This is a genomic window from Phocaeicola abscessus CCUG 55929 (assembly GCF_000312445.1).
Classification (GTDB): Bacteria; Bacteroidota; Bacteroidia; order Bacteroidales; family Bacteroidaceae; genus Phocaeicola; species Phocaeicola abscessus.
Window position 1 is genome coordinate 149689 of sequence record NZ_HE997182.1, and the last position, 21825, is coordinate 171513.

Genomic DNA, 21825 nt, shown 5'->3' on the forward strand with positions numbered 1-21825 from the left:
GTGGAAATCTGTATGCCGTTGCAAACTCCGAGTCGTTCAGGATGACATTTCCACTCAGGACGTTTACTAAAAACCTGTTATGACAAAGTTTGCTTTACTTCGATCTCTTCAAATGTTTCGATCGTATCGCCTACTTTAATATCATTACAACCGTTCAGGCTGATACCGCATTCAAAATTGGTCCCAACCTCCTTCACATCGTCTTTAAAGCGCTTCAGCGCATTGATAGAGCCAGTGAATACGACGATACCGTCGCGTATCAAACGAGCTTTATTATTTCGCTTCACCTTCCCCTTAGTCACATAAGCGCCGGCAACCGTACCTACCTTGCTGATATTGTATACAGCACGTACTTCAAGGGCGGCAGTCTCCTGCTCCTTCACCGTTGGAGCCAACATGCCCTCCATCGCAGACTTTACTTCTTCGATCGCATCGTAGATAATCGAGTACTTACGTATATCGACTCCTTCCTGCTCTGCCAACTTCGACGCCGTATTCGAAGGACGAACTTGGAAACCGATGATAATGGCATTCGAAGCGGCAGCCAACGTCACATCCGATTCCGTAATCTGCCCGACAGCCTGATGAATGACGTTGACCTTTATCTTCTCCGTAGACAATTTGATTAAAGAGTCGCTCAACGCCTCCACAGAACCGTCCACATCGCCTTTGACAATCACGTTCAATTCGTGGAAATCGCCTAAAGCCAAGCGGCGGCCTACCTCGTCCAAAGTCAGCATCTTCTGCGTGCGAAGACCTTGTTCGCGTTGCAACTGTTCTCGCTTATTCGTTATTTCACGAGCCTCCTGTTCGGTACCGAATACGTGGAAAGTATCGCCCGCTGCAGGAGCACCGTTCAAGCCTAAGATCTGAACGGCCTCGGACGGGGCTGCGCTTTTCAATTTCTGGTTACGCTCATTGAACATCGCCTTTATTCGGCCGAAATAAGTTCCCGCCATCACAATGTCGCCCATGTGCAACGTGCCGTTCGAGATCAACAACGAGGCGACATATCCGCGCCCCTTATCCAACGTAGACTCGATGATGGATCCCGTAGCCTTGCGATTCGGATTGGCCTTCAAGTCGAGGATATCAGCTTCCAAAAGAACCTTATCCAAGAGTTCTTTTATGCCAATGCCTTTCTTGGCCGAAATATCCTGCGACTGGTATTTACCCCCCCATTCTTCCACCAAAAAATTCATAGCGGCCAGTTCTTCCTTGATCTTATCCGGATTCGCATGGGGTTTATCAATCTTATTGATGGCGAAGACAATAGGCACTCCTGCGGCTACGGCATGATTGATGGCCTCCTTCGTCTGAGGCATCACACTGTCGTCGGCCGCGACAATGATAATAGCGATATCCGTTACCTTCGCTCCTCTGGCACGCATGGCGGTAAACGCTTCATGACCGGGGGTATCGAGGAAGGTTATATGACGTCCGTTATCCAATTTTACGTTATAGGCTCCGATATGCTGAGTGATACCGCCCGCCTCGCCAGCAATGACATTCTCTTTACGGATATAATCCAGCAATGAAGTCTTACCGTGATCGACATGTCCCATCACCGTCACAATAGGAGCGCGAGGTTGCAGATCTTTTTCCTCATCCGGAACCTCGACGATAGCTTGAGCTACCTCATTGCTGATGTATTCGGTCTTAAAACCGAACTCCTCCGCGACAAGATTGATCGTTTCCGCGTCCAGACGCTGATTGATAGACACCATAATACCCACGCTCATGCACGTGCTGATCACTTGCGTGACCGATATATTCATCATGTTCGCCAGCTCGTTGGCCGTGACGAATTCGGTCAACTTCAGGATTTTGCTCTTTCTTTCTTCTTCCTTTTCCTCTTCGATGAGATGTTGTTGAATGGATTCGCGCTTCTCTTTCCGATACTTGGCAGCTTTGTTCTTGGTCTTATTCGTGAGTCTGGCCAACGTTTCCTTCACTTGCTTGGCCACATCCTCGTCATTGATTTCCTGCTTATGTACCGTTCTTTTAAAACGGTCTTTATTCTTGCCGCCTCTGCCACCATTATCCTTGTTATCGGGGCTCTTATCCCGCCTTTGATTGCCGGTATTCATCGTTTCCGTAGCATCGAGATCCACCCGTTCTTTGTTGATGCGGTTACGACGTTTTTTCTTGCCATCACCCTGCGTGCCCTTATCTTCTTTTACTATTTTATCGTCGTTCTTACGAATCTCTTTGATGATAGCATCTTTCATTTGCTTTCGCTGTTCGAGGCGCAACCGATCTTTCTCTTCTCTTTCCTTGCGACGTTCCTCCTTCGATTTTTTCTTCGGGCGAGTCGATTGATTCAATGCATCCAGATCGATTTGTCCTACCACATTCAGTTTCGATTTGATCTCTGGTGTATCCAGTTTAAACACCGGATCCGTATCGGCGTTTTCTCCTTTCATCTCGGGGGCTTCTTCCTTCACTTCTGATTCCTCTTGCTGGGCTGCACCGGGAGATTCCGTTTCCGACTCTTTCTCATCTTCGTTTATCGATTCTACGACAGGCATCGCTTCTACTTGTTCCAATTGTGCAGATCTATCTTCTACTATGTTTTCCAGCTCTTTTTCTTCTGTGGCAGGGGTTCCTTTTTCAGCTTCCTGCTCCGATCGTCCGGCAATAACCCCTTTCGCTTCTTCCCAAACAGATTCCGATTTCATCGCTTCGGGTCGAACCTCCTTTTGTTCCTGCGATTCTGTCACCGCCTCAGGCTTTGTTTCTTCTTTTTCTTTCTTCGGAGTTACAGTTCGCTTGCTAATATTATCCAGATCGATCCTACCAACAGATTTAAACTTCGGACGGATCTCTTCGGGAATGACGGTTTCTACGACATCATTCTTTTTCTCATTCATATCACCCGTACCGGCATTGCGGCTCCGATCCTTATTCTGACGTTTCTGGAAGAATTTATTCGACTCTTCCTTTTGTTTTTTGTCTTTGCTGAATTCCTTCACAAGTACCTCATACTGTTCTTCGGTAATTTTAGCATTCGGGTTACTTTCTATCTCATAACCCTTCTTCTGCAAGAATTCCACTACCGTCGATATTCCCACATTCAAATCTCTTGTTACCTTGTTCAGTCTTATTGCCATAATTGTTTTAATTAATAACGAAGAATCGAAGCTTGGAAGAATTATTCTTCAAACTCAGCTCTTAAAATTTTCAGCACATTATCTACCGTGCTCTCCTCCAGGTCCGCTTTTTCAACCAACATCTCGCGCGGAGCGTTCAACACGGCTTTTGCCGTATCCAAACCGATGCTTTTAATGGCATCGATCACCCAATCATCAATCTCGTCTCTGAATTCATCCAAATAGATATCTTCATCCTGCACATCCGAATCCAATTCGCGGAACACATCAATCGTATATTCGGTAAGCATGCTGGCGAGTTTGATATTCATACCGCCCTTACCGATTGCCAAAGATACTTCTTCCGGCTTCAAATAGACTTCCGCCTTGCGCTCATCTTCGTGAAGCACAATGGAAGAGATCTTCGCCGGACTTAACGAACGCTGTATAAACAGCTGAAGATTCGAAGTATAATTGATAACATCGATATTCTCATTCCGCAATTCACGAACGATACCGTGAATACGGGAACCTTTCACGCCGACGCAAGCTCCAACGGGATCGATGCGATCGTCGTAAGATTCGACAGCGATCTTAGCCCGTTCGCCGGGAATTCGGGCGATTTTCTTGATCGTAATCAGCCCATCGATAATTTCGGGTACTTCGGCTTCAAACAAACGTTGCAAAAACACAGGGGAGGTGCGGCTCAGGATAATCTTCGGATTATTGTTCGTATTCTCCACCCGAGCTACCACAGCGCGAACGGTCTCCCCTTTGCGGAAGAAATCACTCGGGATCTGTTCCGCTTTCGGCAAGAACAATTCATTTTTATCGTCATCTTCCAGCAGAATTTCTTTCTTCCATACCTGATAGACCTCCGCACTGACCACGGTACCTACCTTGTCGATATATTTGTTATACAAGCTGTCTTTTTCCAATTCCAAAATCTTAGAAGCCAAGGTTTGACGCAAGGTTAAAATCAGCCGACGCCCGAACTTGGAGTAAGGTACTTCATCCGTCACTTCCTCGCCGATCTCGTAAGAAGCATCTATCTGTCGCGCATCCGAGAGTTTTATTTCCATATTGGAATTGGTAAACTCCTCGTCCGCTACGACCTTGCGGTTCTGATAAATCTCCAAATCACCTTTATCCGGATTTACAATCACGTCATAATTCTCATCCGTGCCAAACATCTTTGCTATCACATTGCGGAACGATTCTTCCAACACGCTGACCATCGTAGTCTTATCGATGTTTTTGAGTTCCTTGAATTCAGCAAACGTGTCAATCAAACTGATTGTTCCTTCTTTCTTTTTGGCCATAATTATTTAAACCTGATTAAATATTTAGTATAAGTTATTTCATTATAAGCAAACGTAAGATCTTCCTGAATTTTCTTCGGACGTTTGGATCCTTCCGGTTTTACCTTTTTCTCCACCGTAATGGAAAAATGTTCGTCCGTCACCTCTTTCAAGATGCCGGTGTATTTGCGATTGTCGAGCATCATGACCTCCACTTCCTTCCCGACATGGTTTTGATATTGCTTCAAGACCTTAAAGGGTTGCCCGATCCCTGCCGAACCGACCTCCAGCTCGAAGTCTTCTTCTTCCCGATTCAGTTTAGATTCAATATAGCGGCTCAAATCGACGCAATCGTCGATCCACACGCCTTCGGCATGATCGATCTCTACGACGATCTTGTTTCCCGGACTAATCATAATGTCGATTAAGAAGTAGTCTTTAACGGACAACCATTCTTCCACTATTCGGGTTACCTCTTTTTTTTCTATCATTTACACGTTTTTAAGAATAAAAAAAGGGCTCGGTCAAGCCCCACCATTCATCCATCTCGGTGCAAAGATACGAATTATATGTCAGTAGCACAAAATATTCAGGAAAAAAAACTATTTTTGCAGCGAAGATCTTGTATTTGCCGGGAAAAGGGACTGATCTTTCCGAAGATCAATCGGTAGGTTTTTATAGAAGACAAACGATAAGCAAGTAACGATGATAAAGAAAAACGGATTGAATATAAATAAGCAATTCATGATCGGTAACGGACTGTTGGCCTTCGGTGTGTTCGTCATCGTCGCCATTTTCTTTTACTTATCGTTCCGGTACCAACAAAAGGCTGAACACGCTATTTCGTATGCAGGCAAATATACGATCGAGATTTCAAACGACTTTGCCGGAGACAGCATCGCCATCTACATCAACGACAGTTTGCTGCTCGACAGGATCATGCCGGATGAGACACTGCAACTATCCGTAAAGAGATTTGCCGAAAACAGCGCTCTACTGGTAGTAGATAACCGTACGGACGGTACCACGCCGTTTAATCTAAGCGACAAGGGCAGCCGTGTCAAACTTACTCGAAAAAACGGCATCATCTATTTGCTGGAAACCGAAAAATAACTGTATATGAAACGAATACTCTTCTCTGTCGCCCTTTCTCTGCTGCTCTTTTCCACCCATGCTCAATCGCTGAAGATCATGAGCTACAACATAAAGAGCGGAGTGGGCATGGACAATGTGCGCAACTACGACCGAAGTGCCCAAATAATCCGCAAGCTGAAGCCGGATGTAGTGGCCGTTCAGGAGTTGGACAGCGTCACCCGACGCAGTCACGGTGATTATGTGTTGGGGGAATTGGCGAAACGGACGGGAATGCATGCTTTTTATGCCCCCGCTATCCATTATGACGGTGGGAAATACGGCATCGGTCTGTTAAGCAAAAAGATACCCGTAAGGGAATACTATGTATCGTTGCCGGGAAGGGAGGAGCAACGCGCGCTGTTTATCGCCGAATTCGAACGATTCATCTTCTGCGGGACACACCTTTCCCTCACCGAGGCCGATCGGATGGCTTCCATCGAGAAGCTCAAGCACACGTTAGGAAATTTGGACAAAGAGAAGCCTGTATTTCTGGCAGGCGACTTCAATTCGCTTCCAGGCTCTCCGTTTATTCAAGAACTTCAAAAGGACTTCATCATCCTTACCGATACCGCCTCTCCAACTTTCCCCTCGCCGATGCCCGACAGAACGATCGATTACATCGTCCTGATGAAAGGCGGTCCGAAGACCATCAAAGTGAAGCAAACGAAGGTTGTGAACGAACCCCTTGCCTCCGATCATCGGCCTGTCTTCGTGAAGGTAAAGCTGAAATGAACTTCCCGCAAGTCTGCTCCTATCCCAACGGTTACACTTGCGGGTTACGAAAAGAGGAAACCAGCTCGATAGTGGCGCAACTCTTTCCGAAGAGCGCGGGCCATGCCGCTCGTCACGTCGTCTAAAAGCTCCCAAAACTTCGGTCCGTGGTTCATTTCTTTCGTGTGGCAAAGCTCGTGGAGCAGTACATAATCCATCAGATGGGGAGGAAGCAGCAGGAGATAACAGGAAAGATTGATACTCCCAGCAGTCGAACAACTCCCCCATCGACTTTTGACCGCTTTAATCCGAACTTTCCGATAGGTAAAATGATACTGGTCGGCAAGTGTTTGCAACAGAGGAAGAAGGTACTCTTCCGCCCGCTTCTTCAAGGCCCGGACGATGGCGTTGCGCACCAAGCGCTGTATATCTTCTTGCGCAAAATCGACATTGTAAGGGCAAAAGATGGTTACTTGTTCCTCTTCAAAGCGGATGGAAAAGAATGAAAGCGTCCCCTGCCGCAAGGAAAGCTTGAAGCAAGGCGCATCGATATGAAAATTCAAATCGATGGGGCGACTACGGATTTCTTCATATTTCTCCAGCAAAGCCAGACGATACGGCTCCAAGATTTTCAACACCTCGGCAGTCTTACTGAACGGCGGTACCGTCAGATAAAGTCCGTCCGGCTTAACCCGCATCGTTACATTCCGCATTCCTCGATGGGTTCGAATGATTAGTTGTTCAAAATCCTGATCTGCAATGATTCTTTTTGTGGCCATAATTCGCTTGTTATCCTTCGCCGAGACCTGAAGACAAATTTAGACGCCGGCAAATATTTTTTTCGGAGCTCCGGATGCCCTGCAGCGGAAGAATAACTTACTCCGGCACCGCCACACGCTCCGTAACAGCTCCCTTTCAAAGAGCAACGGCTATCAAAAATCCCCTCTAAATCTCAGGGCAGGATCACCGTACCTCCACCGCTTCGCAACGCAGCGGCTGCAGTAACAATTACTTGCGTGACTCCCGCATCGATAGCCGAGAAAGCGTTTTCCAATTTAGGCAGCATGCCCCCCCGAATGATTCCCTCAACCACATAGCGTTCAAAATCCGGTCTGGTGAGAACCGGTATGACGCTGTCTTCCTCTGCAGCATTCATCAGAATACCTTTCTTTTCAAAGCAAAAGATCAACGTTACATCGAAGTATGCGGATAAAGCCTTCGCAAGCTCTCCGGCAATCGTATCGGCGTTCGTATTCAGCAGTTGCCCGTTCCCATCGTGTGTAAGAGGGGCCATCACGGGAACAATGTCTTGTCGAATCAAGGAGGCGAGAACCTTGCCGTTCACTTTCTTCACATCGCCTACGAACCCATAATTTATCTCTTTCACCGGTCTTTTAACCGATCGGATCGTATCCCAATCGGCGCCCGTCAGTCCGACGGCATTCACCCCCTTTGCTTGCAGGCCCGCCACGATTTGTTTATTGACCAGGCCTCCATAGACCATTGTAACGATATCGAGCATAGCTTCGTCGGTAATGCGACGTCCGTCGATCATTCGGGTTTCGACTCCCATGCGGTCGGCCAATTTCGTAGCCGATTTTCCTCCTCCGTGAACCAACAGCTTATGGTCGGGGAGAGTGACGAAGTCGGCAAGCAAGCCTTGCAAAGAAGCTTCCCCTTCCACAATCTTCCCGCCCACCTTTACGACAGTCAGTTTCTCTTTCATCGCCTATTCCAAATACGTATAGCCATACAATCCTGAACGATAGGTAGAAAGGAATTCCTTCCCTTCTTCCACAGAGATTTTACCTTCTTTGAGCGATCGGGTCACCCAAGATTCCAAAGTGCGGACCAAGCGTTTCGGACTATATTGCACATAGTCCAATACATCGGCCACCGTTTCGCCGTCGATCACCTGATCAATCGAATAACGTTCCCCGTCGACAGTAATATGAACCGCATTCGTATCTCCGAACAGGTTATGCATATCCCCTAAGATTTCTTGGTAGGCCCCCACCAAAAAAACGCCGACATAATAAGGCTCCTTTACCTTCAGCGAATGGATCGGAAGAGATTGCGAAATGGTTCGCGAAGTGACGAAGTTTACGATCCTGCCATCCGAATCACAAGTGATATCCTGCAACGTGGCTTCTCTGTCGGGCCTCTCGTCCAAACGCTGAATAGGCATGATGGGGAATATCTGGTCGATTGCCCACGAATCGGGCAAGGACTGGAACAACGAGAAGTTGCAAAAATATTTATCCGCCAACTGCTTGTCCAATTGCTTCAATTCCTCGGGAGCATGTTTCAACTGTTTAGCCATCTGATTGATCTCGTGAGCGACCGACCAGAACATCTGTTCGATTTGCGCTCTCGTCTTCAAATCGACGATGCCATGACTAAACAAATCGAGCGATTCTTCGCGAATTTGCTGAGCATCGTGCCAATCCTCGAGCATCCGGCTTTGATTCAAATGATCCCATATCTGATAGAGCTCCTGTACCAATTCATGTTCTTCCGCAGTAGCCTCGAATTCTTCCGGCATCTCGGGAAGGCTGGCCGTCTCGAGTACATTGATAATTAAAACGGAGTGATGAGCAGCTAACGAACGGCCACTCTCCGTAATGATGTTCGGATGAGGAATGTCATTCTTATCGCTGGCGTCGACCAGAGTGGAGATCGAGTCGTTGACGTATTCTTGAATGGAATAATTCACGCTGCTCTCGCTATTCGACGAACGCGTCCCGTCATAGTCGATACCCAAACCTCCACCTATATCGACAAATTCTACATCGAAGCCCATCGAATGGAGCTGCACGTAAAATTGAGAGGCCTCCCGCAAAGCGGTCTTGATCCGACGGATCTTGGTAACTTGGCTGCCTATATGGAAATGGATCAATTTGAGACAGTCTTTCATCTTGTTCTTTTCGAGGAAATCGAGTGCTTCCAACAATTCGCTCGAGGTAAGTCCGAATTTGCTTGCATCGCCGCCGCTTTCTTCCCATTTCCCGCTTCCGGAAGAAGCTAATTTGATGCGTATGCCTATGTTTGGCCGAACAGCCAATTGCCGCGCCATTTTAGCGATCAATCGAAGTTCATTCAATTTCTCGACGACAAGAAATATCCGTTTTCCCATCTTTTGGGCGAGCAAAGCCAACTCGACATAGCTCTCATCCTTATACCCATTGCAGATGATCAAAGAATCCGAATCCGAATTAACGGCAATCACGGCATGTAACTCGGGTTTCGAACCGGCTTCCAGCCCCAAGTTGAACTTTTTACCATGGCTGATGATCTCTTCGACCACTGGTTTCATCTGGTTCACTTTTATCGGATAGATAATAAAGTTTTCACCCTTATATCCGTATTCTTTCGAAGCTTTGTCGAAACATTTCGAAATCTGCTCGATGCGATTGTCCAAGATATCGGGAAAGCGAAGCAGGACGGGGGTCGATACGTCGCGCAGCTGCAATTCGTCAATCACATTTCTTAAGTCGACGCTCACACAGTCCTTTTTAGGCGTCACCACTACATGGCCACTCTCATTAATAGTAAAATAGGGTTTACCCCATCCGGTAATGTTATAAAGCTCTTCCGAGTCTTCAATACGCCATTTTCTCATTGTTTCCAGTATTTCAAAGTGTGATTATAATATTAGATATTCAATAATTCGGCTAATTTTCGGGCTGACGCGACTATCTGTTCATGACTTTCCAATTCGTCGGACGGAAAACGATGTTTCGCCTTAGCGTAAAAAATCTCTCGTTTGTTTAAACCGGAAACGATGAAATCCCTCAATTCCTCGTCCGACTTTTTCATTACGAGCAAAGGACGTTTAGTTTTAGCCGTTCGCAATCGTTCGAACAAGGTTTCGGGCTTGGCTTGTAAAAAAACGGTTTCCCCCCGGCTGTTCATATATTCCATATTATCGAAGAAGCAGGGCGTCCCTCCACCTGCTGAAATCACCACTTCCTCAAAGTCGCCTACTTCATGCAGCATCTGTCTTTCCAATTCGCGGAAACCGTCTTCTCCCTTCTCTCTAAACAATTGTTGCACGGACTTGTGAAAACGTTCTTCCACATACCAGTCCAAATCGATAAACGTCCATCCTTTTTCCTGAGCAAGGATCATACCTAAAGTCGTTTTACCCGACCCCATATATCCAACTAGAAAAATACGTTTCATTTTTTTCTGCTTGCAGATTGCGATCCGCGAGGCTTCGATGCTTTTTCTCTATAGGTTTCGATAATTTTACGGCAATCGTCAACGGTCAGGCTCGCAGGTTCTTTATCCGAAGGTATTTTATAATTCTTTTTCTCATAAGCGATGTAAGGGCCATACCTCCCTCTAAGAATTTGCATATCCACCTCGTCCTCGAACGTTCTGATCACTTTTTCTTTCGCCGCGTCCTGCTTCGCTTTGAACAAGGTCAAGACCTCGTCCAGGGTAATGCTCATCGGATCCATATTCTTCGGGACGGATACGTAGTTTTTATCCATACGGACATAAGGCCCGAAACGCCCTTGCCCGACTATTACTTCCCGATCTTCCCATCGCCCTAAAACACGCGGCAGTTTCACGGCGTCCAACGCTTCGGCCAACGTAATCTTCTCCATAGACACTCCCTTTGGCAGTTGCGCAAAACGGGGTTTATCCTGATCCTCCGCAGAACCCACCTGGATCACGGGGCCAAACCGGCCAATCTTCACCGAAACCGGTTTCCCCGATTCCGGATCGACGCCCAAGATACGTTCCCCGACTTTATGTTCGCTCTTTACGTGAAGTGCTTTATCTACCAGGGGATGGAAATCGTCGTAAAAATGCTCGAGCATGGTGGTCCAATTTTCTTTCCCTTCGGCCACTTCGTCAAAATCTCGTTCCACATTCGCCGTAAAATGGTAGTCCATAATTTCCGGGAAATAAGTCAACAGGAAGTCATTGACCACCATACCCGTATCCGTCGGTAACAGCTTCGATTTTTCCGCCCCTACCAGTTCCTTTTTATCGATATCGATCAATTTTCCTGCTTCCAGCTTCATGAAACGATAGACGCGCATCTGCCCTTCCACATTTCCTTTCACCACGTATTCGCGCTGCTGTATGGTAGAAATCGTGGGGGCATAGGTAGACGGACGGCCTATTCCCAACTCTTCCATTTTACGCACCAGGCTAGCTTCGGTATATCTGGGCGGATGTTGCGTGTAGCGTTGCATGGCTACGATCTCTTGGGGAATGAGAGACTCCCCCTTCTTCAAAGGAGGCAGCAGGCTCTCGTTTTCCTGCTCTTTATCGTCATCGATGGATTCCCGATAGATACGGAGAAACCCATCGAAAGTAACGACTTCACCAGTCGCGATAAATTTTTCCTCCTTTCCACCAATACCAATGGTCGCCGTGGTCTTCTCCATTTCGGCATCGGCTATCTGGGAAGCGATCGTACGTTTCCAGATTAGGTCATACAATTTTTTTTCCTGTACGTTGCCTTCTATCGTCTGATTGGCCACGAAGGTGGGTCGGATCGCTTCGTGCGCTTCCTGGGCGCCCTTTGCCTTGGTCGTATATTGCCGGGTCTTTACGTATTTTTCTCCCCACAGCGTCAAAATCGTTTCTTTACATGTCCCGAGGGCTAAGGAAGAGAGGTTGACCGAATCGGTACGCATGTAGGTAATCAAGCCGTTTTCATACAATCGCTGTGCCACGACCATCGTTTGCGCCACTGTGAATCCCAATTTGCGCGCCGCTTCTTGTTGCAAAGTCGAGGTCGTAAAAGGAGGTGCAGGCGTTCGTCTCAGCGGATGTTTCGTGATCTCTTCGACTGTAAAATCAACATTCCTGCATGCCGACAAGAATTCCCATGCATCCTCTTTCCGTTCGAAACGCCTGTCAAGTTCAGCTTTCACTACGTGCTTCTCTCTCTCGCTATCCGGGAGCGAGAATTCGGCGGTGACCCGGTAATTCGATTCTTTACGGAACCCTTGAATTTCCCGTTCCCGTTCGACAATCAGTCGGACGGCCACCGACTGCACGCGTCCTGCCGATAGCGCCGGCTTCACCTTTCTCCATAATATAGGCGAAAGTTCAAAGCCTACGATGCGGTCAAGTACGCGTCGGGCTTGTTGGGCGTTCACTAAATTCCGATCGATCTCTCTGGGGTGTGCTATCGCTTGTAAAATCGCCGATTGGGTGATTTCATGAAAAACGATCCGCTTCGTCTTTTGAGGATCCAGGTCCAAGACTACGGACAAATGCCACGAAATAGCTTCTCCTTCGCGGTCCTCATCGGATGCGAGCCAAACGGTGCTTGCCTCATTCGCTGCGGCTTTCAATTCGCGTACCAACGCTTTTTTATCCGCCGGGATTTCATAAGTCGGTTCAAAATGGTTTTCCACATCGATACTGAAAACCTTTTTTTTCAAGTCGCGAATATGACCGAAACTTGACATTACTTTAAAATCCTTCCCTAAAAACCTGCCAATCGTTTTAGCTTTCGCTGGAGACTCCACTATCACTAAATTTTTTATCATGATTATATTCCACCCATTTAAATTCGTGGCAAAAGTAGAAAAAAAGCCAAAGCATCCTTCTATGATAAGATACGTTTCTGTTTTTTTTTCTATAAAAATATCATTTTAGCATTTATTTAACTATCAGCACTGCATAACCGATGCAAGTGGAATATCGCGTCGAAAGATGCGCTATCATCAATCGACATGCATAGAACGGAATCTCCGAGTGAATGGTCCCTATTGTCCCTCTCCCTCTATTCGCGTGGCGAATAGCCGTAAAAGTCGACCTAAAAGGTAAAAATGTCCAATCGCATGTACGCCGTCGAAACGGAATACCCTAAACGCTGAGGGAGATATACCCTCTGTTTACATCTAATGCCCTTTAATAGCCAGCATTCTGCGATAAGTTAGGGTTCAGGATTCTGTCTGTCTGTGAGACAGGATGAAAATACATGCGGTCATTCCATTGGATCGGATCGGTATTCACGTTAAACAATAATGTATGACCGTCGGCGGCTACGGCCGTATCGTCAGAATAGCTGCCGCTTTGCTGCATTTGTACATGGCGGTAATATACGCCAGCGACTTTATTTTCCGGAGCTGAATCGGAAGTGTAAAAGTATACGTCGGGGGTACCATCGTTATCCATATCGAGCAATGTATTAAATTGCGGGACATAGATACCCTCTCTAGGCAAGGCCATCAAGTCGCCTTTCTTCCAACGCTGTTGGTCGCCCAACGTGAAATCTTCGAACATCAATTCGATAAGTCTTTCACGCCGTACTTCCATAACGGTCGGATCGGATATCTCGGGGAACAATACGGATTGCATATAGGTATCGACCTTAGTCGGTTTTGTTGTCAGGCCGCCTGTGATCCCTCCGCGGGCGCGAAGGGCGCCAATAGACTTCGTCCAGTCAGCATCCGTCAAAGTCCCTAACTCAGCTTTCGCTTCCGCCCAATTCAGCAGAATTTCAGCATACCGCATTTCGATCTTATTGTTTTCGCAGTCTCCGCCACCGTCGTACACAACGTCATCCAATGCAAATTTTAATGCATGATAACCCGTCTTTGCACAAGCGTAATCGGGAGCCGTACGCACCCATTTCCCGCCTGAAAGGCGCAATAATCCGGGAGTACGTAAGGTTTGTGCGGCGCGTTCGTCGCGATTATCGAATTCTTGGGTAAAAGGGGTCGTCTTGTAAGCTGGATTATCCGTGAAAGCAGTTCCATCTTTCTTCAAATACAGATTGACGATCTGACGGATAGGAGAGAACGGGCCACCTAAGGTAGTAGTATTTGAACGACGGGTTTCCGAGTGCGTAATACCTTCCGCCGCATCGAATACGGTTGCCAACATTACTTCCTCCGTCTTGGGCTCTTTGGCAACGAACATATCGCGATAAGGAGTATCCCCTTTCATATAGATAGAGAATTGACCGCTGTTGATGACGATTTCCGCCGCTTGTCGGGCGCGCTGCAACCATTTGTCGGCCGAATCTTGCAAGCCGGCTTCGGTGTGGTATTTACGAAAGGTACCTTCCCACAAACAGAAACGGGATTGCAAACCAGCCGCCACGTATTTGGTGATTGTCGTTCGAGTAGGATCCGAATCGGTAATATGCTCGATGGCGAACTGTAAGTCTTCGTAAATACGGTCGGCAATTTGGGTACGGGGAGTACGCGAGGCGGTCAACAACTGGTCTTTTACATCTAAAGCATGGTCGATCCAAGGTACGTCTCCATACGTTTTCATCTTGTCGAAGTAGAAACGAGCGCGGAAATAACGAGCTATCCCATTGTAATTATTACGTACGTTTTCATTTAAGTTTTTATTGACATTGTGATCGAGGAAATAATTGATATTCCGCAATGCCCCCCAGTCCCAACTGCCTTCCATACTGGACGTATATTCCATGCTATAGAATTTATTGATACCGTTATATGCTGCATAGAACGTATTAACGATATCCCCCCAATTAGGAATGAAACCGGTTGCCAAATAGACGGTATAGAAAGAATTAGTATAGATGCTTAATCCTCTTTCACTACCGAAGATAGGATCTTGATTGGCTCGCGCTTTAGGAGTTTCATCCAAGTCGCAAGAAGTGAAAGCCAAAACCAAAGTGATGAAGTATATAATTTTTTTCATTGTATTATCGTTTTAGAATGTTAAAGAAAGACCGAGTGTCATGCTTTTCATAATCGGATAGCTGTATGGTCTGCCACCATCTTCGATAATGGGAGAAGAATACATCCCTTGTTTGATCAATTCGACTGTTTCGAAATCTTCGCCGTTGATGCTTTCTACGTCGAATTGCTTAATATGTTTATAAAATGGCGTATAGGTCCAAATATTTTCTAACGACACATATACTTTCGTCTGCTGCACGCCTAACTTGTTAACAAAGCCTGTAGGCAAGGTATAGCCTATTTGCAGGTTTTTCAACCGAATGTAAGCCACATTCTGCAAGTATTTGGTCTGTGGCAAATGAAGAATACGTGTATGTTGGTGCGAGATGTATCCCCTGTATTTGGGAAAATAAGCATTGGGATTCTCCTCGCTCCAAACATCTTTCATCATCTCTTTGGGGATATTCGAATACGGTCGGCTATACTGTCCCCAGAACATGCCGTTATCAGATCCCGGCCACCAATTCTGTTTCCCAACGCCTTGGAAAAACGCATTGACAAAAATACCTTGCCAATCAGCGCCCACGTTCAAACTGAACGTATAATGCGGCAATCTGTTACCGATGATCTTTCGGTCGCCGGAATCGCCCACTTTACTGTTTCCCCAATCGATCTTTCCGTCTTCATTCAAGTCTTTCAGACGGACGTCGCCGGCAGCCCATCTCTGGTTGCTACTGATCGAGAGCCACGATTGATCGGGGCCATTGATAATATGACCGTTTTCATCGATGTCGGAAGCGGTGAAATAGCCGTCGTTGACAAAACCCCAGATTTCGCCCAATTCCATCCCCTTGTAATAATTATGATCATCACCCGAATTTGTACGGGCTCCAATGAACAATTCATCGTTAGGATAACTATCAATAACAGACTTAGCGTTAGCCAATGTCCCGCGGATCTCATAGTTGAAAGGTTTGCCACCCACTTTGAATTGATCTCGCCAAGTCAACGTGAGTTCCCAGCCTTTTGTCGTCATGTCCGCATAATTGCCTTTAGGTGCATCGGCACCGTAAACAGCGGGTAATTGTGTGCCAGTTACATACATGTCCTTATTCTTACGGATATAGTAATCACCTACGAATTTTAATCTTCCGTTCAAGAAAGAGATATCGACACCGACGTTAGCTGTAGTCGCAGTCTCCCATGTTAAACCCGTCGGGATCGGGTTTGGAGAAGATGTGGTGGTCGGTTTCTCTCCTTTTAACAAGCGGTTTTGGATATAAATCTTGAATAATTCCTGGAATTGATAAGGCGAGATATTACCGTTACCCAATGAACCGTAAGAGGCACGGATCTTCAAGTCAGAAACGACTTTCGGAGAGATTTTCCAGAAAGGTTCCTGAGATACTCGCCAACCTGCCGATGCCGAAGGGAAAAACGCCCATTGTTGATCGGTGGGGAATTTGGAAGAACCGTCATAACGTCCGTTGATCTCCACTAAGTAACGATCTTTATAGCCATAGTTCAAACGGAAGAAACCGCCGGCAATACGCCATTTCTGATAGTCGCTGTTTATCGAAATCGAGCCGGTCGCCATGTTGATATTTTCCGCATCGTCGAACAACAGACCATTTCTGCGTTCGAAATCATAATTGTAAATGGACTGTTCATAATTGTAACCGATCATTGCTTTGACATCGTGAGTATTTGCGAATAATTGGTTGTACTGGGCGTATACGTTCGTCGCTAAATACTTGGTATTCGAAAGTGTATTCATAATACTGTTATATCCAGCGCCGGCGTAATTGATTTTCCCTACCGACTGACTATAAGGGACGGGGGTCTGCTTCCCTTCTATTCTCTCATCGTTATAACGGAAAGTAATATCGCCGTTCAGGGTCAAGCGTTCGCCAAGCAGCTTAGCTGTAAAGTTCGTCGTATTACGTAACACGCGACTTGTCGTATTCTGATAATTGTTTTTATAATAAAAACTGCCTAACGTATATGCGCCCGCTTTGGTTAAAGTGCCGTCAGGATTAAACATCACATTAGGCGCTTGACCTTCGCTTTCGATAGCGTACCAGACAGTCCCTTCTCCTACCGACATGGGATTGTGATATTGCATCTGGTTGAACTCGAAGTTATTGGTAACCTTCAACCAGGGAGTAACCTGTAAGCTACCTTTTGCGCGAACGTTAAACATCTTGTACCTATCAGGATCGAAATTGAATATACCACCTTGAGAATAGAAACGACCGGAAACCAAAAAGTCTGTCTTTTCACCACCTCCCTGAATACTTAAATTCTGTTCTTGTCCGATGAAATGGTCTTTATATAACAAATCCCACCAGTCGGTATTACCGTAATATTGGTAATTGCCATTGGCATCCACTTCCACGTCGGGAGCGTTCATCCAAGGACGGTGCTTAGCCAATTCCTCGTACCACTGATCCGTATACATCAAAGAACTGTGGAACTTGTTCGGCTTACTTCCTGCCCAGTTCTGATACCCCTCCAAGAAGTACGTGGTGAATTCGTATCCATCGGAAATGACATTAGGGACAACTGTGGGTGCCTTCACCATAAAGTTTCCGTTATAAGTAATTGCCGTACGTTCCTTATTAGGATTCTTAGTCGTAATCAAAACAACCCCATAAGTACCGCGTGCGCCATAAATAGAAGAGGCGGCGGCATCTTTTAAAACAGAAACGCTGGCTACATCGCTCGGATTCAGCATCGCAGGGTCGCCTTCAACACCATCGATCAACACCAAGGCGCTCCCTCCTTGTCCAATAGAAGAAGTGCCGCGGACTTGATAGGAAGAGCTGCGAGTGGGTTTACCGTCAGCGAATGAAATTTGTAAATTAGGGATTGCGCCTTGCAGACCTTGGGTTAAATTCGAGACCGGACGGTTCTCTATTACTTCACTTGTAACCTGGTCGACAGCCCCCGTTAAGTTGACTTTCTTTTGCGTACCATAACCGACAACAACGACCTCGTCCAGTTTCTCCATATCTTCCGTTAACGAAACGGAAATTCGACTTTTGTTACCGACAACAATTTCTTGAGTTTCGTAACCGATGAAAGAAACAACTAAAGTTACGTTGTTAGGAACATTTAAGGAGAAATTACCGTCGATATCCGTAATGGTACCGTTGGTAGTCCCTTTAATTAATACGTTAGCACCGATGATAGGATCACCTTTCGTATCCTTTACCGTACCGGAAATACTCCTCTGCTGCTGAACGTTTTTTACGTCTTTCGCTGCAGAAAGGGCGTTTGTTGCCCATGCATCGCTGGCAGGGAATACCCAGGCAAGCATTGAGCCCATGCATACCTTCAATAAGGCTTTACTGATTTTTTTCATTTTATTTGTATTGATTTTCAGATTTTCTTTTGCTAATTTTATTAAATGTTTTTTATACTTAAACGCTATTTAAAGCCAACAAATCAAACAGCTGTTTTTACATGTTAGTTTTAAGGCTTTTTAGCTTTAGGGGCAAAGATAGTCAAAAAGATTGATCAAGGATAAGCGTATTATTTTCTTTTGGTGAATTCATATTCGTTAACGTTTTATTGATTGTGTATTCCTCTTCATATCTTTTTTATTTCATTATTGCCGCAGCCACTACATTCGATACGATGGAGCGAAGCCGGTTTACACTGTATTCGTCTTTCGGATGGACTCGATTCGTTAAGAGAATAATGGAAATATCGTTATCAGGATCGATGACTATCGAGGTTCCGGTGTAGCCGGTGTGACAATAGGCATGTTCACTGAGCAGGCTGCCCTTACAAGAAGCATAATCCGAAAAACTGTCCCATCCTATGGTTCTGCCTAATTCTTTTGTCGTACGAGGAATACCGATCATCGTCTGGACCGTTCTTACACTGAGGATTCGCTTTCCGTTCCATTCTCCTCCATTTTGCAAGGCAGCGCAAAGAACGGCTAAATCTTCAGCATTCGAGAATAGTCCGGCATTCCCGCTGACACCTTTGTTCATGATCCTTGCCAAAGGATCGTGAACTTGTCCGCATAGCACCTGACCGTTTTTCTGGACTTCAGTCGGGGCGACAATACTATTCCAAGCTTCTCCCTGTTTGGCCCAATGAGCTGGGATTGTATTCCTCCAATCGCCTTTCTGGTCTTGTCTGATCGGCAGGTAGTCTGTATAGTTCATACCGAGCACACTGAATATATGCTTCTGTGCAAACGTCCGTAACGATTCTCCACTAACGGTCTCGATGATTCGCTGCAAAACGATAAAATTGAGACAACTGTACTGGAATTGCGTTTTCGGTCGAAAATCCCTCTTACAGGTTGCAATGTAATTGATAAGGGTAGTCGAGTCGGCGCTGCCATAATGAGCAATTAGTTCGTCGACTTCAGCATAAGGAGGAAGCCCGGATGAATGCGTCAAAAGGTCTTCGATACGGATCGTTACCTCGTCTCTGCTACCTTCTTTCCAATTTTGGAATTCGGGAATATACCGTTTTATGGGATCGAGTAATCCGATCTTTCCCTGTTCTATCAGTTTCATCGTACAAATCGCTGTCGATACCGGTTTGCTACAGGAGGCCAAGTCGAAGACGGTATTGACGGTCATTATTTCTTTTCGAGGAATGACCCGCTTGTTGCCATAAGCTTTCAAATAAGCCATTTTCCCTTGACGCACCACCGCCAAGACAGCTCCCGGGATTGTCCCTTCCTGAATAGCGGAATGAATGGCTTCATCTGCAAAAAGAAATTGTTCAGCATTCATTCCGACCGCTTCGGGAGATACTTTCTCCAAGGGCTGGCTCTTCAGAATTATCAACATGAAACAACTGAACAAGAAACAGAAATATCTTTTCATATCTACATTTATATAAGTTTTAGTAACATGCCTCAAATTATATCTGCTCCAAAGAAACCCTACTTACCTTTACTCTTTCTTTTCCAAGGAAGACAGAAGCAGACTCTTCAAATTTCTCAATACTTTCGGTGGTCAGGAAAAGAGAAGATCCCCCCTTAGTGCATCTGGCATCCATTTCTACATGGCGGTTCAAATAATTACGAAGACTTCTAGCGACGTAGTCTCCTTGCGAAATGAGCCGTATCCCTTTCGGAGCATATTTTCTTATTTTTTTCCATAACAAGGGATAATGAGTACATCCTAAAATGATAGCATCGATGGCAGGATCCTTAGTCAACAATTCCTCGACGTATTTTCGAACGAAAAAGTCGGCGCCTTCATTCTCAAATTCACGATATTCGACCATAGGCACCCACATCGGGCAGGGTTGGCCGGTAACAGTAATATCGGGAAATAATTTATGTATTTCGATCGGATAAGAATCTGATTGGATGGTTCCGATAGTCCCCATGATTCCGATATGTCTAGTCTTTGTCAGAACGCCAATGCTTTCAGCTGTTGGACGAATGACACCGAGGACTCTCCGGTCGGGAGCGATTTGCGGAAGATTGATTTGTTGGATAGATCGCAGGGCCTTTGCCGAGGCCGTATTGCAACCGAGTATGACCAACGGACAACCCAATTCGAACAGTTTACTTACTGCCTGAAGTGTAAACCCATAGACAATTTCAAAAGAGCGTGTCCCGTAAGGAGCACGGGCATTGTCACCCAAATAGATATAATCGTATTCTGGCATTAACTGCCGTATACTTTTTAATATCGTTAAACCGCCGTAGCCTGAGTCGAATATCCCGATGGGGCCGTTAGCGGAAACTGTCATTGCGTTTATCATTTCCAATCGACCTGTTTTAATTGAAAAATCTCCCGATTATTTGCTGTCAAACAATCGAGAGATACGATATGCCACGATGCCAAATCGAAATAAAATTAGGAGAGAAAACGATCGTTATTTCAATCCTAATTTATCTTTAACATCGGCAGTAATATCGGTAGAAGTAGAACCGATATAAGGAATTTCTGTGCGGTCCAAGTCGAATATATAAGTATATCCGCCGGTATCGCCTACCGCCTTAATAGCGTCCTGGACTTTCTTGACAATCGGTTCCATCATATCCTGATAGGACTTTTGCAAGTTCTGTTGAGCATCATCTCGAAACTGAATGCCTTTTTCGTTTAAATCCTGCAGTTCTTTCTGACGCCTTTCTTGGATGTTTTTCGGAAGGTTAGCCTGTTCTTGCTGGTACTCAGTATATTTTTTCTGCAGTTCATCCTGAGTTCGCTTCATTTCATCTTCGTATTGTTTCCGCATTGCTTCGATGTCTGTTTGGGCCTTAGTAAATTCTGGCATGAGACTTACGATCTCCATAGAACGAATATGCCCAAACTTTTGTGCAAATACGTTTAGCGGTGCGACAAGTAAGAATAAAAGTAAGATTTTCTTCAACATAGCTTTATTTAATTATTAGTCATTTCTTTTACAATCATGCTGCAAATATAAGGATTTATTTTGAATATCCTAATTTTGAAAGCACTTCATCGCTTATATCGATCCTTGGAGAAGCGAAAAACATAGTATTCTCTGCTGCAGCACGATCGAATACAATGTCGTATCCATAACGTTGGGCTAATTGCTTTACCGCCTCGTAAATCTTATCCTGGATGGGTGAGATCAAGGCTTCCTGCTTTTTTTTCATTTCTCCTTCCGGTCCAAAATATTTTTGACGAAGTTGTTGAGCTTCTTTTTCTTTGGCAACGATGGTTTCTTCTCTTTGATTCCGTTGTGTTGAAGAAAGTTTCTCGGAACTTTGCTGGTATTGTTTGTAAAGGTTTTCAGCTTCCTTTGAGAGAGCCTCCACCTCTTTCTGATATTTTTCAGAAAGCGAATTCAGTTGATTATTTGCCTGTTGGTATTCAGGAATATTTTTAGTGATATACTCCATATCTATCAAAGCAAACTTTTGAGCGCCGACAGTCAATGCAGCTGTCATCAAAAATAGGGTTGTAAAAATTACCTTTTTCATCATCATTCGTT

15 protein-coding genes and 1 pseudogene are annotated in these 21825 nt (G+C 45.5%); 2 read left to right on the plus strand and 14 right to left on the minus strand.

The annotated features are described in order from the left end of the window. Nucleotides 1-77: 77 nt before the first annotated feature. Genes infB through rimP form a run of 3 tightly spaced genes read right to left on the minus strand, consistent with a single transcriptional unit; the run spans nucleotide 78 to nucleotide 4884 of the window. Nucleotides 78-3113, minus strand: coding sequence for a translation initiation factor IF-2 (gene infB / locus BN102_RS00735; protein ID WP_019207133.1), 3036 nt, complete (start codon nucleotides 3111-3113; stop codon nucleotides 78-80). Nucleotides 3114-3154: 41 nt separating this feature from the next. Further along, entirely contained in the window at nucleotides 3155-4414 is a 1260-nt protein-coding gene (gene nusA, locus BN102_RS00740) for a transcription termination factor NusA (protein ID WP_019207134.1), read from the minus strand. Between the two features lie 2 nt (nucleotides 4415-4416). Then, a complete protein-coding gene (gene rimP, locus BN102_RS00745; RefSeq protein WP_019207135.1) occupies nucleotides 4417-4884 on the minus strand; it encodes a ribosome assembly cofactor RimP in 468 nt (155 codons plus the stop codon). Between the two features lie 217 nt (nucleotides 4885-5101). Between rimP and BN102_RS10795 the strand changes: the two genes are divergently transcribed. Beyond that, the gene (locus BN102_RS10795) at nucleotides 5102-5506 is read left to right on the plus strand and encodes a hypothetical protein (RefSeq protein WP_035456487.1); all 405 of its coding nucleotides are present in this window, start codon (nucleotides 5102-5104) and stop codon (nucleotides 5504-5506) included. 6 nt (nucleotides 5507-5512) lie between these two features. Continuing rightward, nucleotides 5513-6259, plus strand: coding sequence for an endonuclease/exonuclease/phosphatase family protein (locus BN102_RS10800; protein ID WP_019207137.1), 747 nt, complete (start codon nucleotides 5513-5515; stop codon nucleotides 6257-6259). 44 nt (nucleotides 6260-6303) lie between these two features. Here the strand turns inward: BN102_RS10800 and BN102_RS00760 are convergent, their stop codons facing one another. From BN102_RS00760 to BN102_RS00810, 11 genes and pseudogenes are all read right to left on the minus strand, one after another. Then, complete coding sequence (locus BN102_RS00760; RefSeq protein WP_019207138.1) at nucleotides 6304-7017, minus strand: M48 family metallopeptidase; 714 nt, start codon at nucleotides 7015-7017, stop codon at nucleotides 6304-6306. Nucleotides 7018-7190: 173 nt separating this feature from the next. Next, nucleotides 7191-7964, minus strand: a complete 774-nt coding sequence (gene argB / locus BN102_RS00765) for an acetylglutamate kinase (RefSeq protein ID WP_019207139.1) — start codon at nucleotides 7962-7964, stop codon at nucleotides 7191-7193. A gap of 3 nt (nucleotides 7965-7967) precedes the next feature. Next, on the minus strand, nucleotides 7968-9860 hold the full coding sequence (gene speA / locus BN102_RS00770; RefSeq protein ID WP_019207140.1) for a biosynthetic arginine decarboxylase: 1893 nt from the start codon (nucleotides 9858-9860) through the stop codon (nucleotides 7968-7970). A 32-nt stretch (nucleotides 9861-9892) separates the two neighbouring features. Beyond that, nucleotides 9893-10423: a shikimate kinase gene (locus BN102_RS00775; RefSeq protein ID WP_036786880.1), complete on the minus strand. Its 531-nt coding sequence runs from the start codon at nucleotides 10421-10423 to the stop codon at nucleotides 9893-9895. Continuing rightward, nucleotides 10420-12762: a type I DNA topoisomerase gene (topA, locus tag BN102_RS00780; protein WP_019207142.1), complete on the minus strand. Its 2343-nt coding sequence runs from the start codon at nucleotides 12760-12762 to the stop codon at nucleotides 10420-10422. The genes BN102_RS00775 and topA overlap by 4 nt, the downstream gene beginning before the upstream one ends. Nucleotides 12763-13126: 364 nt before the next feature. Then, nucleotides 13127-14896 carry a RagB/SusD family nutrient uptake outer membrane protein gene (locus BN102_RS00785; RefSeq protein WP_019207143.1) on the minus strand — a complete coding sequence of 590 codons (1770 nt, stop codon included), beginning with the start codon at nucleotides 14894-14896 and terminating at the stop codon, nucleotides 13127-13129. Between the two features lie 12 nt (nucleotides 14897-14908). Further along, the gene (locus BN102_RS00790; protein ID WP_019207144.1) at nucleotides 14909-18244 is read right to left on the minus strand and encodes a SusC/RagA family TonB-linked outer membrane protein; all 3336 of its coding nucleotides are present in this window, start codon (nucleotides 18242-18244) and stop codon (nucleotides 14909-14911) included. Between the two features lie 247 nt (nucleotides 18245-18491). Next, nucleotides 18492-19733, minus strand: a pseudogene (locus BN102_RS00795) (serine hydrolase domain-containing protein); the annotation flags it as partial. A gap of 37 nt (nucleotides 19734-19770) precedes the next feature. Next, a complete protein-coding gene (gene murI, locus BN102_RS00800; RefSeq protein ID WP_019207146.1) occupies nucleotides 19771-20625 on the minus strand; it encodes a glutamate racemase in 855 nt (284 codons plus the stop codon). A 114-nt stretch (nucleotides 20626-20739) separates the two neighbouring features. Then, nucleotides 20740-21240 carry an OmpH/Skp family outer membrane protein gene (locus BN102_RS00805; protein WP_021311858.1) on the minus strand — a complete coding sequence of 167 codons (501 nt, stop codon included), beginning with the start codon at nucleotides 21238-21240 and terminating at the stop codon, nucleotides 20740-20742. Nucleotides 21241-21295: 55 nt separating this feature from the next. Next, nucleotides 21296-21814, minus strand: a complete 519-nt coding sequence (locus BN102_RS00810) for an OmpH/Skp family outer membrane protein (RefSeq protein WP_035456482.1) — start codon at nucleotides 21812-21814, stop codon at nucleotides 21296-21298. Nucleotides 21815-21825 lie beyond the last annotated feature (11 nt).